The following is a 13,882-nucleotide window of genomic DNA, read 5'->3' as shown; positions in this document are numbered from 1 at the left end:
AGCCACAGTTCAGAAACACAGGCTCCCGGAATACCCGGGAGCCTGGCCCGGTACCGCTCATCTCCCGCCAGGCGTCTCAGCGTACTGTGACAACAACTTTCGCTACCGGGTTCAACCAGTGGTGAACAGCCGCATTCAGATCACTGATTCCACCATCAGGGGTCATATCGCCCAGTACACCCCGGTGAACGTGCACCAGCGTATTCTGCTCACTGTCAGTCACACCGGTAGCACCGGACCCACTGTTGGCGCCAGGATCGGCAGGAATGCCAGGGACACCAGATGCACCACCGCCATTGATAATTTCGCTATTGGCCTCGGTGCCGGCATCGTAGCCATTCACATAGTAGGTATAGGTTCCACGCTTTTTGGGAATACGCTGTCCATCCAGCCCCACAAAACCATCATTGGTCGGCAGCAGCATGGCCACAACTGACAGGTAACGGTTCCGCTTCCTTGTGCTCAGGTGCGCTGTTGCCGTCTCACCCGGACCCAGCAAACCTTCGGCAGGGTCGGCTGCAATGTTGGCACCCGCCGCCTGAAGATCCGCGACCAGCCCCGAAATATCACCCCCTTCCGCCATCGCCTGCAAGCTGGCTGAAGCCGGCTCGCCGGGTTCGAACAGATCAATATGACGGTTATGCGCCGAGATCAGCAGCGGCGTGTAATAGATGCCGTTGGTGAGATTGGTCACTTCAATGGTCAGTTCCCGGGCCTGTACCACGGCATTCAGTCCCCCGGCCAGTACCAGACCTGCGATCAGTTTCTTCATCATGACGTGCTCCTGTGAATGTTCCTGTTTCGGAATGATTTCCGTGATACGTTGTAACGTGCGGAGTTCACACAGCTATCACGCAAATCTCACAATTCTGTCACAATGTCCTGTAGTGGCTGGCAGACCTGCGCTAGCCTTCATAATGAAACAGGCGTTTCTCACGAATAATTTCCGCCACGGCATCCGGCACCATGTCGACCCAGCCTGCATCGCCCTGGCGAATCTTCTCCAGCACGGCATGTGAAAATATGGACAGGTATTCACGGCGAATATCGGTTAATTCACGGATATAACCGTTTTCCAGCAAATGCAGGTAGAGATGTTTCAGCTGTGCCGGGATCTCCAGATTGTGTACCGTCACCAGCCCATCGCCTTCCTCCCCGAGCGCCGGCCCGACATACAACCTGAGATCATTCCTGAACATGCGGCCGAAGGATTCCAGGATACCGCCTTCCAGACCTTCATAGTACGTCTCGTCAAATACCTGCTGCAGTGTTGGCACACCGAGCACCACGCCAACCGCTTGCCGGGTGTAGCGGAACAGGTACTCTGCCAGCCGGTAAAAAGCGCCACAATCCGAAATCATCACGTGTTTACCCAGCGCACAAAGTATTTCCGCGCGGTGCAGGTAGTCCTCAACATCGATCTCTTCGCCATCGACCAGGTTGTGTAATGTCATTTCGCTCAGCACGATAACATCGTCAGGGCTGACATCGGATTCCTTGCAGAACTCGGTATATGCGCTATCGAGGAGGTTCATGTTCAGGTGGGTCGGCGGGCGAAAGCGGCTGCGTTCAACCAGCACGGATTTTCTGTACAGCGCATCGGCTGGCTGCACCACTTTTCCATCGGCCTGAAACATTGCTGCGCTGGACAGTCCGTACTGCACCAGGCGCAACGCCATCAGGCGGTTATCAATTCCTGCAAAGGCCGGCCCGCCGAAATCGATCATGTCGATTTCCATCAGCTCGGTAGAAAGCTGGTCGAGCAAGGACTTGATCAGCGCTTCAGGATTTTCATTCAGGTACAGCGCACCGTAAATGAGGTTTACGCCGAGAATACCCAGCGTCTCCTGGTCCTGAAGACTGTCCTGCCCGCGCAGACACACGTGCACATCGATCTGTGACGCTTGCTCGCCAGGCTGTGTCTGGAAACGAATACCCAGCCAGCCGTGCCCCGCCTGCTTGCGGACATAACTGTGTGTAGCAACCGTATTGGCAAAGGCAAAGAACGCACTGGATTCGCCACGCTTTTCCTGCAGCCGCTCATTGACCAGTCGGTACTCGTGTTGCAGCATGGCCTGCAGGCGCTCGCGGCTGACGTAGCGTTTGCAATTGCCATAGATGGCGTCACTGAAGGTCATGTCATAGGCCGACATGGCCTTGGCGATGGTGCCGGCTGCTCCCCCGACCTGGAAGAACCAGCGCGCAGTTTCCTGTCCCGCACCGATCTCCGCGATGGTGCCGTACTTGCCGTCATCCAGATTAATGGACCGCGCCTTGCGGTGGGTATCCAGCGTGGATTCCATCTTCACTCCCTGATTGAAAAGCCGGTGTTGCCTAGTTGCTGCTGACCTCGGTCTTGTCGAGCATTTCAGCCATGCGTGCCGGTGGTATATAACCCGGCGTTGACTGGCCGTTTTCATACAAAATATAAGGTGTTCCGCGCAACCCCAGTTGTTCGGCCAGGCGCATATGCGCATCAACAGGGTTGTCACAGGTTTTCTTCGGCACCGGCCGGTTGTTCTTTGAGTCGGTCAGCGCCTTCTTTCTGTCATCCGCACACCATACGGAGACAGCCTTGTCATAAGACGGCGTGTGCGCACCGGCGCGCGGGAAAAACAGGTAGCGTATCTCGATGCCTTTTGCCATGTACTGGTCAATCTGGCTGTGCAGTTTACGGCAGTAACCGCAGTCGATATCAGTAAACACTGTCACCACGTGTTTCACTTTTTCCGGCCTGAAGACAATCATTTTGCTTTCATCGATTGTATCGATGAGTGCTTTCCTGATGCTGGCACGCTTTGCCTCGGTCAGGCTTGTATGCGTGGTAAAATCTATCAATTCACCCTGCAGCAGATAACGACCATCGCGGCTGATATAGACCACCTGGCTTCCGACAACCACCTCATAAAGTCCGGGAACCGGCGTCGCCTCGATTGAATTGACACTGACACCGCCCAGCGCACTGCGGATTTTTGCCTTGTCGGCGGCCTCGTCAGCGCTGACCAGCGGTGCGAGACACACGAGCAGCAGTGTAATAAGGGTATTTTTAACTGTATTCACAACGAATAACCTGTCAGCTGGAGAATCGGTTCCGGGATTGGACAGTGATTCTGTATCTGGGTTCAGCATTCTACTGCAGTCTTCAACCTCGCGGGTGGTGGCGCTCGTGCAACTGCCGGAGTCGCTCACGGGCGACATGGGTATAGATTTGCGTGGTAGACAGGTCGCTATGCCCGAGCAACATCTGTACGACGCGCAGATCCGCACCGTGGTTCACCAGGTGTGTGGCAAACGCATGTCGTAAGGTATGCGGCGACAAATGCGTGGAAATCTTTACTTTTACAGCATATTGGCGAATCCGGTACCAGAATGCCTGACGGGTGATGGGGGTGGACTTTCGTGATACAAACAACGGGCCAACCGAGGCACCGCGCAACAATACCGGCCGTGCCTCCTTCAGGTAACGCGCCACCCAGTGCAGTGCCTCTTCACCGGCCGGCACCAGGCGTTCCTTATTGCCCTTTCCGAGTACCTTGATGACCCCCTGGTTGAGATTTACCCGGTCAGCGGTCAGCGATATCAGCTCGGATACACGCAAGCCGCTGGCGTACAACACTTCCAGCATGGCGCGGTCGCGTATGCCGATGGGATGGCGGGTATCCGGCGCCGTGAGTAACGCCTCGATTTGCCGCTCACTCAGCGTATGCGGAAGCGGACGGTCAAGTTTCGGGGAAGCGATGTTGGCGGCAGGATCGTCCTTGCGTCGGCCTTCACGCACCAGGTAGCGGTAGAAGCGCCGCAAGGTCGACAATAACCGTGCATTACTGCGCATCTTGTTGCCGGCACGATAGCGGACAGACAGATAGGCATTCAGTTCAGGCTCACCCGCCTCCGCCAATGCTGTATTGCGTCCCTTCAGCCAGACGGCGAAACCGCAGAGATCCCTGCGATAGGCCGCCAGTGTATTCTCACTGAGACCATTCTCCACCCACAGGGCATCTACGAAACGCTCGATGACGGCGAGATCGGCATCGCTGCACGCATCGGTCCGGGCTGTTGCTGAACGACTGGCTGACATGACTCTCATCTATTCAAACACGCTGTAGCACCCTACCACAATCGCAGACCCGCCGGTGCTGCCGTGCTAGACTCCGGCTTCCGGAACGGTACACACCATGACAGCACGAACCCTTATCCCTGCTACGGAAATCAGTCTGCTTATTCTTGCCGGCGGCAAGGGCAGCCGCATGGGTGGCCAGGACAAGGGGCTGATGAATATTGCCGGAAAACCCGCCCTCGAACACCTGCTGGAGCGTATGGCAGCACATGCCGGACCGGTATTGATCAGCGCCAACCGCAACCTGCAACGTTACGCCAGTTATGGCCACCCGGTCATTGAAGACGCCTCAGGGGATTTTCCCGGGCCACTTGCCGGCATACTCGCAGGCCTTCTGGCCGCTCGCACCCGTCACCTGCTGACGCTTCCTGTCGATGCCCCGCTGGTCAGTGAACAGTATCCCGCCAGGATGGCTTCGGCGCTTGCCGGAACTGGCAGCAAGGCCTGTGTTGCCAGCCTGAACCAGCGGATTGAACCGGTATTTTGTCTGCTGGACAAAACACTGGCACCGGCACTGCAAGACTATCTCAATCGTGGTCAGCGTGCCGTCAACGGCTGGCTCGATGAAGTCGGCGCCGTCCCCGTGGATTTTTCTGACACGCCGCAACAGTTCATCAACCTGAATGTTGAGCAGGATCAGGAAATGTTACGTGAATACCTGTCACCATGACAAACAATTCGATCATGACCCAACTGACTGCATCCTTCCCGGTTATCGGCTTCGCCGCCTGCAGCGGCACCGGGAAGCCGCTGCTGTACCCGTACCTCAACCGGCCAGACGCGATTGCCGGATTTATTCTTGAAACCTTTGTATCCAGATGGACAGGAACCCAGCCATGAACGACGCCACTATAGATTGCTGCGCCGACCCTTCACAGAAACTGCTCAGCGTGGAGCAGGGCCGACAACGCATACTCGATGCGGTACCCGTTGTCAGTGACCAGGAACAACTGCACCTTCGTGCTGCGCTGCACCATGTTCTTGCTGAAAAGGTGGTGTCCGGCATCGATGTCCCGCCCTTTGCAAACTCGGCCATGGACGGTTATGCCATCCGCCACCGGGACTGTAACGATGAAACACCCTGCACATTGACCCTGGCAGGCGAGTCTTTCGCGGGCAGACCGTTCAATGGCAAGGTCGAAGCCGGTCAGTGTGTGCGTATCATGACCGGCGCCGTGATACCGGAAGGCGCCGACACGGTATTGATGCAGGAACATGTCGAACGCGACGGTGAACAGATCCGCTTTGATCCCACCCGTGTAAAAGCCGGCCAGCACGTTCGACATGCCGGCGAGGATACCCGTGCCGGCCAGCAGGTGCTCGAACCGGGCAAGGTACTGGGGCCAGCCGAACTTGGCCTGCTGGCATCTGTCGGCGTGGGCGAAGTGCGGGTATGGCGCAGGTTGCGCGTGGCGTTCTTCTCCACGGGAGACGAACTCACCAGCATCGGCACACCGCTGCAACCCGGGCAAATCTACGACAGCAACCGCTATGCGCTGTACGGGCTATTGCGTAATGCCGGCGTTGATTTCCATGACCTCGGTGTTATCCCCGACCGGCGTGATGCCGTGCGTGACGCCTTTCGGCAGGCCGGCGCCATCGCCGACCTGGTGCTGACCTCGGGTGGCGTATCTGTCGGTGAGGCTGACTTTGTGACCGAGACACTGGGAGAAATGGGTGAAATCAATTTCTGGCGCATGGCCATGAAACCCGGCAAGCCACTGGCCTTTGGCAAACTGGGTAACGCGGTGTTTTTTGGCCTGCCCGGCAACCCGGTGTCGGCCATGGTGACCTTTTACCAGTTTGTCTTGCCGGCCCTGCGTAAAATGCGCGGCGAGCAGCCGCGCGACCCGCTGATTTTTGAAGCGCGTTGCGCCAACCCCCTGAAAAAGGCCGCCGGGCGCATGGAGTTCCAGCGTGGAATTCTTCGACGGGAAACCGATGGAAGCTGGAGCGTGTCGACAACCGGACTGCAGGGCTCGCACGTGCTGAGCTCCATGAGCCATGCCAACTGCTTTATCCTGCTCAGCGCAGAAAACAGCGGCGTCAACGAAGGTGCAAATGTTTTCGTACAACCTTTCACCGATTTCGAAAGGTGACAGCCAGGGAACAGCCACCTGACAGAATTTATTGTTTGACTTGCTGCCCGGCCTGCTGCTCGGCAATGTCAGCGCGCACCTTCTCCATATCCAGTGCCCTGACCTGCTCGATCAGCTGGTCCAGCGCAGATGCCGGCAAGGCTCCGGCCTGGGAAAAGACCATGATCCCTTCGCGGAAAATCGCCAGCATCGGAATCGAGCGCACCTGGAAACTGGCCGCCAGTTCTGACTCGGCTTCCGTATCAACCTTGCCAAAGGCAATATCGGGGTTGGCCTCGGATGCCGCCTCAAACACCGGGGCAAAGTTCTGGCAGGGACCGCACCATGACGCCCAGAAATCGAGCAATACAATAGCGTTATTCTCGATGGTTTCCTTGAAATTATCTTTTGTCAGCTCAATCGTCGCCATGTGCAATCCTGTTACATCGGTCTATGAAGTATGACCAGTGTAACAAGCACGCCGGGCAGGAAAAACCTTGAAAATAAACACTAGGAGGCGTAGGGGGGGGATCAGCTGTCGCCGCGCTGGCGATGTTCTTCTGACGGACTGGCGGACTTTTCTTCATCATGCCCGGCTCCAGCATCACTGCCATAAGTGGCATCAAGCTCAACACGATTACGGCCCAGTCGCTTGGCGCGATACAGGGCCTTGTCTGCACGTTCGATAAACGCACTTGCCGTTTCACCGGGCTTGTACAGGGACACGCCGGAAGAGAAGGTGGGGATCGAAATCATCTCGCCATTGGCCTGCCAGCGCGTTTCCTGTGCCCGGTTTCTCACCTTGGTCAGTGCGCGCATTGAACCTTCCGCATCAGTATTGGGCAGCAAAACCGCGAATTCCTCGCCGCCATAACGCGCCACCAGGTCATGATGACGGAAGATAGAAAGGATACTCTTGGCATACAGCTGCAGCACTTCATCACCACCGGCATGCCCGTATTTATCGTTGATCTGCTTGAAATGATCGAGGTCGATCAACGCCAGCGACAAGGGGAAACCGTAGCGTTGTACACGCGCCACCTCGTCCTCGATACGCCGCAGGAAAGCACGGCGATTGGGCAGGCCGGTCAGTTCATCGGTAAGACTGAGCAACCTGACACGCGTCAACTCATCACTGAGCTGGCGACTATCGGATTCAATCAGCTGCAGATAGTGATGGGTATTATCGAGTTTCTCGGCAAGGTCGTGGTGCCCCCGGGTCAACTTCTCGATTTCACGGACCAGCGTCCAGCGCAGGTCTTCCAGCTCCTTGCCTTCACCGGCATGGCGCAGTTCGCCAAGCACGACCTCCAGCAGCACACCGAACTCCTCGTTCTGGGCAATCGTATCCTTGACCTGCTTGTTCAGTGTCGACTGCAGTTTCTGTATATCGCGGCGCTTGGAATCGAGGTGACTGCGGTAGGCATTATCGACCCTGGTTTCATCCGCGCGTGAACCGCTGTCCTGATCACAGGAAGTCGCTTCTTCCTCCTGCTCGACCTGAACCGTGTCTTCACCGGCTTGCAGCGCCTGCTGCTGTGTGGCCCGCTGTGCTTCCGCCTGCTCGTCGGCATTGCTGAACGGCCATTCCCGTTCAGCAGAGCTCTGTGAGCGATCTAGCTGACTTGTTTCCTGTTTGACAGACTGTCTTGCCTCGGCATAAGACTGCCTGCCCGGCGATGGTACAGACACTTCAGGTTCCGCGACAGCGGTCGCTTGCTCTGTGCGCTTCGGCGAGGGAATTTTCTTTTCCGGCGCGGCCTCAATGATGCCAAACGACTCCAGCAACGGATTGACCGCATTCTGGAACAGGCCGGAATCGAGATTCCGGGTCGCCTCAATCTGGCTGGCATACAGTTCAACGTAATCACGCAGTGTGTCCAGGTCGCCGGCCGTCAGCGGAGGCTGGAGACGCGCCTGCAACAGGCGGATCTGGACCTGCAACGGGGAACCATCGCGGAGATGGTTGAGATAGGCATCCAGCAACTGATTGATCAGGGTAACGTAGGCACGTTCAATCACTTGCTGGTTGTCGACAACATCGTCGAGCATGCGCTCGACCTGGCGGTAGATAACACTACCGGTCTGCGAATGGCGCAGCGCATCCAGCATGCTTAATATCTTTTGCACGCCAGCCGCTTCAATCCCACTGAGAGTTGTTGCGCCCATACTCCGACTTAAAGCTCCCACGACACCGCACCATCAGGTGCCATCGTATTTTATTGTTATAAACCCTGTTTCTCGTTATCCCGCCCTGACCACCGGGTATTCTTTTTACTCAGTCCAGAAAGTTACTCTGGTTGCGGCAAAAGGACAAACGACGCATGGGCGGATATCTGCGCCTTCGCATAAAGCATTTGAAATTATTGAACAAACACGACTTTTGTGCGCCACACCACAAAAGTCAAGCGCGGCAATTTTTTGACAGTTATATCAGTGAAATAGCGCAGATTCGTCATCAAACCTTACAGGTGGGTGGTCACTGACCAGACGGCTATAGAGACATTTTCTTACGCGATATCCACCTATTTCTTCATGATTATACGGATGTTTTCGACCCTGTTTCCGCGCACTGATGCCGATCCAGCCGACATTTTCTTGACAAAAAACGGCCAGTGATCGCCCCGGGCGCCATCAGACCAATACTTCACCGGCTTCAGTTCAACCCAGTGCCGAGAAAATGGCATCACGAATTTCCTCGACCTTGCCAACCCCCGAAACCCGGATATAACGTGGCGCACCCACACCGCCTTCCTGCGCCCATTTCGAGTAATAACCGATCAGGGGTTCCGTCTGCTCGTGATACACCTGCAAGCGCTTGCGTACCGTTTCTTCCTTGTCGTCATCACGCTGCACCAGCGGCTCACCGGTGACGTCATCCTTCCCTTCCACTTTCGGCGGATTAAAGACTACGTGGTAAGTACGGCCTGAACCCGGGTGCACGCGGCGCCCGCTCATGCGTTTGATGATTTCCTCATCATCAACATCGATCTCCACCACCGCGTCTATATCAACACCCTGTTCACGCAAGGCTTCAGCCTGCGCGAGCGTACGCGGGAAGCCATCGAACAGGAAACCGTTTTTGCAGTCATCCTCGGTAATACGTTCCCTGACCAGGCCGAGGATAATCTCGTCGGACACCAGTCCACCTGCATCCATGACTTTTTTGGCCTCGATACCCAGCGGTGTTCCTGCCTTGACGGCCGCTCTCAACATATCGCCGGTGGAAATCTGCGGGATACCGTAACGCTCCCTGATGTAGTTGGCCTGCGTACCTTTACCGGCACCGGGGCCGCCCAGTAATATAATTCTCATGGTGGTTCCTCCTTCCACACGCTCCCGGCAACAACCCTTGCTCAGCGACCGCCGGGACGATAACAGGGACACCAATTATCCTCAGGCGGACGCATGAACAACACACAATAGAATATATACGGGGATGCGGGGGATTTATGAAGCGGCGGGAAAAGTCTGCTCAGTTCAACTGGACACGCTGACCCCAGGGCACTTTGGCACGCCCCTTGACCAGCCACAACACCGGGCAGGCCGGTTCTGTTTCGGGAAACTCGCCCTGGGCATCCGTGAAGTACACCAGCAGATCAGGCTGTTGATTGACCTGCTCCAGCCACTCGAAAACCGGCGTAAAACGTGTCCCGCCGCGACCATAAATCCCTTCAGGCAAGGTGAACGCTTCCCAGGGTTCGTAGACCCACGGGCCGTTTTTGCATAACACGGCATCGCAGGCATGCAGTACCAGGCGCGCACGCACCTGGCCCTTGATGGCATCGATTTCACTGATGAATTCCTGCATCTCCGTATCGTTGATGGAGCCACTGGTATCCAGTACGACGGTAATATTGACCTGGGTGCTCCTGAGCGTTGGCAGGATTGCATCCCCCTCACGCCGCGATGGACGCTGGTAACTGTAATCATCCCGCGCCACGGCCATCATGTAGCGCGCCAGCAACATGCGCCAGGGCAATTGCGGCTGCAGCAGGTGATCGACCAGCCGCATCATGGCGGCACCCAGCTTGCCAGCCTGCTTGGCCTGTTGCGCGGCACCCGCAAGTCGCTGTCGCCACTGTACCGCCAGTTGCTCCTGCTCGGATTCACTCAAGGGTGCCGGCTGGCCGCCCTGCTGCGGATCGGAATCCTCATCCTGCGTGTTGCCCGTGCCGCTGTCCGTGTCCTGTTCCTGCGACTGGCCGCCGGACGATGACCCCCTGGACGCGGTTTCCTGGTCGTAGAAGTGGTCGTCGTGCGTTTCGTCTTCGGTATCTTCGTCGATGAAGGGATAGATTTCCTCGGCCATCATGCCTTCAAAACCGCTTTTCAGCAGTACGCCCGGCGGTGGCTTCAGTCCATCCTGGATCAGCAGCGGGTTAATGGCGAGGTCACAGGCGACATCCCAGCGCTGCTTGACGCGATGCTGACGACGCGCAAAGTGTGACAGGGCACAGTGCAGGGCCTCGTGCGCCAGCACGAACTGGGTCTGGTCCAGTGACAGCTGGCTGATATATTCAGGGTTGTAATACAGCGCGCGGACATCCGTACCAATCGTCTTGCAGCGTTCCGGCTTGCTCGCCTTCATCGGCAGACGCAGCACCAGCGCACCGAGAAACGGCCGGTCAAGAATCAGCCGGGTGCGCGCCGCACTGAGTTTGGTTTCGATATCGTCTGACATGCTACATATCGAACAACATCACATCGGCAACGGCCTTGGCCCATTTCGAGAACTGTGGCACCTGGAACAGTTCCTGGCCAATCGCGCGGTGCATGTCGGAAATCAGCATGACACCCATCTCACGCTGGGGAAAGGCACCGGCGTAATCGATAATATGTCCGAATATCGTTTCTGCATCATCTTCATCACGAACCCGAATTGCACGGCCCACCAGCGCCGAGGCAACCGCGTACTGGAGGTCGGTTTCTTTTGGCACACCGACCTTCTCCCCGCGAGTAATGGCATCGATATCAGGCAGCTTGTCGAGGTTGTCGACAAAAGCATGCAACTCGATCCCGGCAGCGGGTCCTACACACGCCTGCAGGGCTTCCACCAGCACGGCAGAATTGTTGCCAAATTTCTGCAGGGCACGATGGGCAAATTCCCAGGAACGCGGGGACGGGAAAGCCACCGGGTTATGCGCCGGATCGAATTCAAACAACAACTCCGGACGAAAACGCAGGAAGGCAATCAGGCGTTCATCGATACCGTTGGCATAGGCCCAGGCGACCCAGTCATCGAGGTTGACGTCCAGCTCGTAGTGCGAGAAGCGGTTAGCCAGCGGTGCCGGCATGCTGTAGGTGACACCACGGTCGCCCTGGCGGTTGCCCGCGGCAAAGATCGCCCAGCCATCCGGTACCTCGTAGGCGCCGAGCCTGCGATCCAGGATCAGCTGGTAGGCCGCCGCCGACACACTGGGCGGCACCGAGGTGATTTCATCGAGAAACAGGATGCCTTTTTCACCATGGCGCTGCGTGTCCGGCAGCATGGCCGGCACGGCCCATTCAACACTGTCCCCGGTGCGGAACGGGATACCGCGCAGATCGGTTGGCTCCATCTGCGACAGGCGGATATCGATGACCGGCACGCCATGGTGCGCGGCAATCCGGGCAACAATCTGTGATTTACCCACACCCGGCGGCCCCCACAGCATCACCGGGGTATGCTGGCCGTGCTGGACGCTTTCGAACTCGGTTTCAAGGATGGTCAATAGCTGTAATGGGCGCATGTCTGCTCCGGTTATCCGGTGGCGCTGGCCACCTCCTGCAAAGGCGCCACATGTTACTGAAAGCCGCGGCGAAATGCATGATCACTGTAAAAATACAACAAAACACAAGGGGTTAAACATTCACACCGCCAGGGCTTCTGCACACCGGGAAATCCACTCAATATTTCCCCCGCGCAGCCGTTACGGGTGATTATCAAACAGACAACCCAACAGACGCTACATGCCTTCACAAGACAGTCGTTTTACGCGCCTTTTACTTTGCTCTTCAGACAAGGGGAAACTGGAACCACTTCGCAAACGCTTCAATGCCGTTGGCATTCAGGTGGACTGCGTGACGCGCGCCGATGATGCGCGCCAACGGTTGTGGGACCACCACTATGACGGAATAGCCATAGACCTGTTACTGGCCGACCGTGACGGTATTTCCTTTGCCATGGAACTGCGCCAGGAACACCCCCGAACCTCCGTGCTGGTCATTTCCACAACGCGTGAGACAGAACGGGGTGACAGCGGGCCTGACTGGCTGTCGCGTTCTGCCGATTATGCGCGGCTGATTTTCGCCCTCAAGCAGGCCGGTCAACGCGCCGCCGGGCGGCCACCGAAAATTCTCCATGTCGAAGACGACGACAGTCTGGCCGAGCTGGTTCAGAACACCATCGGCAACCAGACCCGGCTGTTCCGTGCCCGTTCCGCACAGGAAGCGCAAATCGCCATGGCGTTGCGTGAGTATGACCTGGCACTGATCCGTACCGATGTGCCACAAACCAACGTCAGCTGGCAGAACACGTTGTTGGGGCATCAACCGCTCGAAATCAGCACAGACCCGCACAACGACCCGGTGCTGAATATCCTCAATAATCTGCGTCGTCCCTCATTCGTTCACGAGCCGGCTTACTGCTAGTTCCCGGCCGGTTCATGCCGCCCCCTACCCTTTCAGGCTGCGCAACTGGCGACGGGATTTCTTGTCCGGCTTGCCCTGTGGACGCGGTGTCGTAGCCGATGCCAGCCGAAACTGTTCCGTGACAGCCTCTCGCTTGAGAATGCTTTGTTCCGACTCCCGGTACAGGGTTTGCGCCACGCTGGCCGGGCCACGGCGCGCAGACAGGATCAAAACTTCAATCTGCCAGGTCAATCCGTTCCGATGAATTTCCAGGCTGTCACCCGTCTTCACGGTTCTCGAGGGTTTCACACGGACGCCGTTAAGCTGCACCTTGCCTCCCGAAACAGCCTGTGCAGCAATACTTCGTGTCTTGTAGAAGCGTGCTGCCCACAACCATTTATCGATACGGACCGGCTCACTCATGCGACGGCAACACGTGCGGCATCAAGCAACTGCAGGTAGGGCACGGCACCGTCCAGGCGTTGCTCGCCGATAAAGAACGTGGGGGTTGCGCGTACCCCCAGGTCAAGTGCTGCCTGGCGGTACTGTGCCAGTTTTTCACTGGCCTCCTTACCATCCCAGGCAGCCGCAACCTGGCTGTCGCTCATACCCGCTTGCCTCGCCAAAGCTTCGAGGACCGCCCGATCCCCGATGTTGCGCCCTTCGACAAAAAAAGCCTCGAACAGGGATCTGTGCAATGGGTAAAAAACATCCCTGCCCAGCCCCTTGGCCACCTCGGCCAGCCGCAGTGCCGAGCGCGAATTGGTGGTGAAGTCGTGCTCCTTCAGGGTCACACCTTCCTCTGCCGCCATTTCCTCGAGCGAAGCCATCATGGACTGCCAGCGTTCGCTGTCATAACCCAGCGATTCGATCGGCCGACCTTCCGCGGAGGTGTCAGGATGAATTTCAATGGCGCACCAGTTCACCCGCAGGTCAAACTGCTCGCGCAGGCGATTGAGGCGGAGTTCGCCGATGTAACAGAATGGGCAGATGTAGTCGCTGAACACCGTTACCTTCAGCAACGGTCTCCCGGCACCACCCGTTACCCCGCGACTCGCCTCGTCGCCCGTCACGA

At 57.3% G+C, this 13,882-nt stretch carries 15 protein-coding genes; 4 read left to right on the top strand and 11 right to left on the bottom strand.

Annotation, left to right across the window (positions count from 1 at the left end):
* Window positions 1–76: 76 nt before the first annotated feature.
* From ACW81B_RS07200 to xerD, 4 genes are all read right to left on the bottom strand, one after another.
* Window positions 77–775: a spondin domain-containing protein gene (locus tag ACW81B_RS07200; RefSeq protein ID WP_491579538.1), complete on the bottom strand. Its 699-nt coding sequence runs from the start codon at window positions 773–775 to the stop codon at window positions 77–79.
* A 130-nt stretch (window positions 776–905) separates the two neighbouring features.
* Window positions 906–2,303, bottom strand: coding sequence for a hypothetical protein (locus ACW81B_RS07195; protein WP_491579537.1), 1,398 nt, complete (start codon window positions 2,301–2,303; stop codon window positions 906–908).
* A 31-nt stretch (window positions 2,304–2,334) separates the two neighbouring features.
* Window positions 2,335–3,060, bottom strand: a complete 726-nt coding sequence (locus tag ACW81B_RS07190; RefSeq protein ID WP_491579536.1) for a DsbC family protein — start codon at window positions 3,058–3,060, stop codon at window positions 2,335–2,337.
* A gap of 82 nt (window positions 3,061–3,142) precedes the next feature.
* Window positions 3,143–4,078, bottom strand: coding sequence for a site-specific tyrosine recombinase XerD (xerD, locus tag ACW81B_RS07185; protein WP_491579535.1), 936 nt, complete (start codon window positions 4,076–4,078; stop codon window positions 3,143–3,145).
* Between the two features lie 97 nt (window positions 4,079–4,175).
* Here xerD and mobA point away from each other — a divergent pair, with 97 nt between their 5' ends.
* The 3 genes from mobA to moeA are packed head-to-tail and all read left to right on the top strand — an operon-like array spanning window position 4,176 to window position 6,216.
* Window positions 4,176–4,787 (top strand): molybdenum cofactor guanylyltransferase MobA, encoded by a 612-nt coding sequence (gene mobA / locus ACW81B_RS07180; RefSeq protein WP_491579534.1) that lies wholly within the window; start codon window positions 4,176–4,178, stop codon window positions 4,785–4,787.
* Window positions 4,788–4,801: 14 nt separating this feature from the next.
* Entirely contained in the window at window positions 4,802–4,957 is a 156-nt protein-coding gene (locus ACW81B_RS07175; protein ID WP_491579533.1) for a hypothetical protein, read from the top strand.
* A complete protein-coding gene (moeA, locus tag ACW81B_RS07170) occupies window positions 4,954–6,216 on the top strand; it encodes a molybdopterin molybdotransferase MoeA (RefSeq protein ID WP_491579532.1) in 1,263 nt (420 codons plus the stop codon). Before ACW81B_RS07175 ends, moeA begins: the two co-directional genes overlap by 4 nt.
* A 28-nt stretch (window positions 6,217–6,244) precedes the next feature.
* Here moeA and trxA read toward each other — a convergent pair whose 3' ends face one another.
* The 5 genes from trxA to ACW81B_RS07145 all read right to left on the bottom strand — a co-directional run bounded on the left by trxA (window position 6,245) and on the right by ACW81B_RS07145 (window position 11,927).
* A complete protein-coding gene (gene trxA / locus ACW81B_RS07165; RefSeq protein WP_491579531.1) occupies window positions 6,245–6,625 on the bottom strand; it encodes a thioredoxin in 381 nt (126 codons plus the stop codon).
* A gap of 101 nt (window positions 6,626–6,726) precedes the next feature.
* Window positions 6,727–8,364 carry a GGDEF domain-containing protein gene (locus ACW81B_RS07160; protein ID WP_491579530.1) on the bottom strand — a complete coding sequence of 546 codons (1,638 nt, stop codon included), beginning with the start codon at window positions 8,362–8,364 and terminating at the stop codon, window positions 6,727–6,729.
* 492 nt (window positions 8,365–8,856) lie between these two features.
* Window positions 8,857–9,510, bottom strand: coding sequence for an adenylate kinase (gene adk / locus ACW81B_RS07155; RefSeq protein ID WP_491579529.1), 654 nt, complete (start codon window positions 9,508–9,510; stop codon window positions 8,857–8,859).
* Window positions 9,511–9,670: 160 nt separating this feature from the next.
* Entirely contained in the window at window positions 9,671–10,879 is a 1,209-nt protein-coding gene (locus ACW81B_RS07150; protein WP_491579528.1) for a vWA domain-containing protein, read from the bottom strand.
* A 1-nt stretch (window position 10,880) separates the two neighbouring features.
* A complete protein-coding gene (locus ACW81B_RS07145; protein WP_491579527.1) occupies window positions 10,881–11,927 on the bottom strand; it encodes an AAA family ATPase in 1,047 nt (348 codons plus the stop codon).
* A gap of 220 nt (window positions 11,928–12,147) precedes the next feature.
* Between ACW81B_RS07145 and ACW81B_RS07140 the strand changes: the two genes are divergently transcribed.
* Window positions 12,148–12,828, top strand: a complete 681-nt coding sequence (locus ACW81B_RS07140; RefSeq protein ID WP_491579526.1) for a response regulator — start codon at window positions 12,148–12,150, stop codon at window positions 12,826–12,828.
* A gap of 24 nt (window positions 12,829–12,852) precedes the next feature.
* Here the strand turns inward: ACW81B_RS07140 and ACW81B_RS07135 are convergent, their stop codons facing one another.
* Together ACW81B_RS07135 and ACW81B_RS07130 are read right to left on the bottom strand one after the other, a co-directional pair.
* Window positions 12,853–13,230, bottom strand: coding sequence for an RNA-binding S4 domain-containing protein (locus ACW81B_RS07135; protein ID WP_491579525.1), 378 nt, complete (start codon window positions 13,228–13,230; stop codon window positions 12,853–12,855).
* Window positions 13,227–13,880 (bottom strand): DsbA family oxidoreductase, encoded by a 654-nt coding sequence (locus tag ACW81B_RS07130; RefSeq protein ID WP_491579524.1) that lies wholly within the window; start codon window positions 13,878–13,880, stop codon window positions 13,227–13,229. The genes ACW81B_RS07135 and ACW81B_RS07130 overlap by 4 nt, the downstream gene beginning before the upstream one ends.
* Window positions 13,881–13,882: the final 2 nt, after the last annotated feature.

It is taken from the genome of Thiogranum sp. (genome assembly GCF_058323355.1).
This window is presented reverse-complemented; position numbering and strand designations above follow the sequence as displayed.

Coding starts and splice junctions, on each gene's coding strand:
- ACW81B_RS07200 (WP_491579538.1), bottom strand. CDS start 775: ATGATGAAGAAACTGATCGCAGGTCTGGTACTGGCCGGGGGACTGAAT.
- ACW81B_RS07195 (WP_491579537.1), bottom strand. CDS start 2,303: ATGGAATCCACGCTGGATACCCACCGCAAGGCGCGGTCCATTAATCTG.
- xerD (WP_491579535.1), bottom strand. CDS start 4,078: ATGTCAGCCAGTCGTTCAGCAACAGCCCGGACCGATGCGTGCAGCGAT.
- mobA (WP_491579534.1), top strand. CDS start 4,176: ATGACAGCACGAACCCTTATCCCTGCTACGGAAATCAGTCTGCTTATT.
- ACW81B_RS07175 (WP_491579533.1), top strand. CDS start 4,802: ATGACCCAACTGACTGCATCCTTCCCGGTTATCGGCTTCGCCGCCTGC.
- moeA (WP_491579532.1), top strand. CDS start 4,954: ATGAACGACGCCACTATAGATTGCTGCGCCGACCCTTCACAGAAACTG.
- trxA (WP_491579531.1), bottom strand. CDS start 6,625: ATGGCGACGATTGAGCTGACAAAAGATAATTTCAAGGAAACCATCGAG.
- ACW81B_RS07160 (WP_491579530.1), bottom strand. CDS start 8,364: ATGGGCGCAACAACTCTCAGTGGGATTGAAGCGGCTGGCGTGCAAAAG.
- adk (WP_491579529.1), bottom strand. CDS start 9,510: ATGAGAATTATATTACTGGGCGGCCCCGGTGCCGGTAAAGGTACGCAG.
- ACW81B_RS07150 (WP_491579528.1), bottom strand. CDS start 10,879: ATGTCAGACGATATCGAAACCAAACTCAGTGCGGCGCGCACCCGGCTG.
- ACW81B_RS07145 (WP_491579527.1), bottom strand. CDS start 11,927: ATGCGCCCATTACAGCTATTGACCATCCTTGAAACCGAGTTCGAAAGC.
- ACW81B_RS07140 (WP_491579526.1), top strand. CDS start 12,148: ATGCCTTCACAAGACAGTCGTTTTACGCGCCTTTTACTTTGCTCTTCA.
- ACW81B_RS07135 (WP_491579525.1), bottom strand. CDS start 13,230: ATGAGTGAGCCGGTCCGTATCGATAAATGGTTGTGGGCAGCACGCTTC.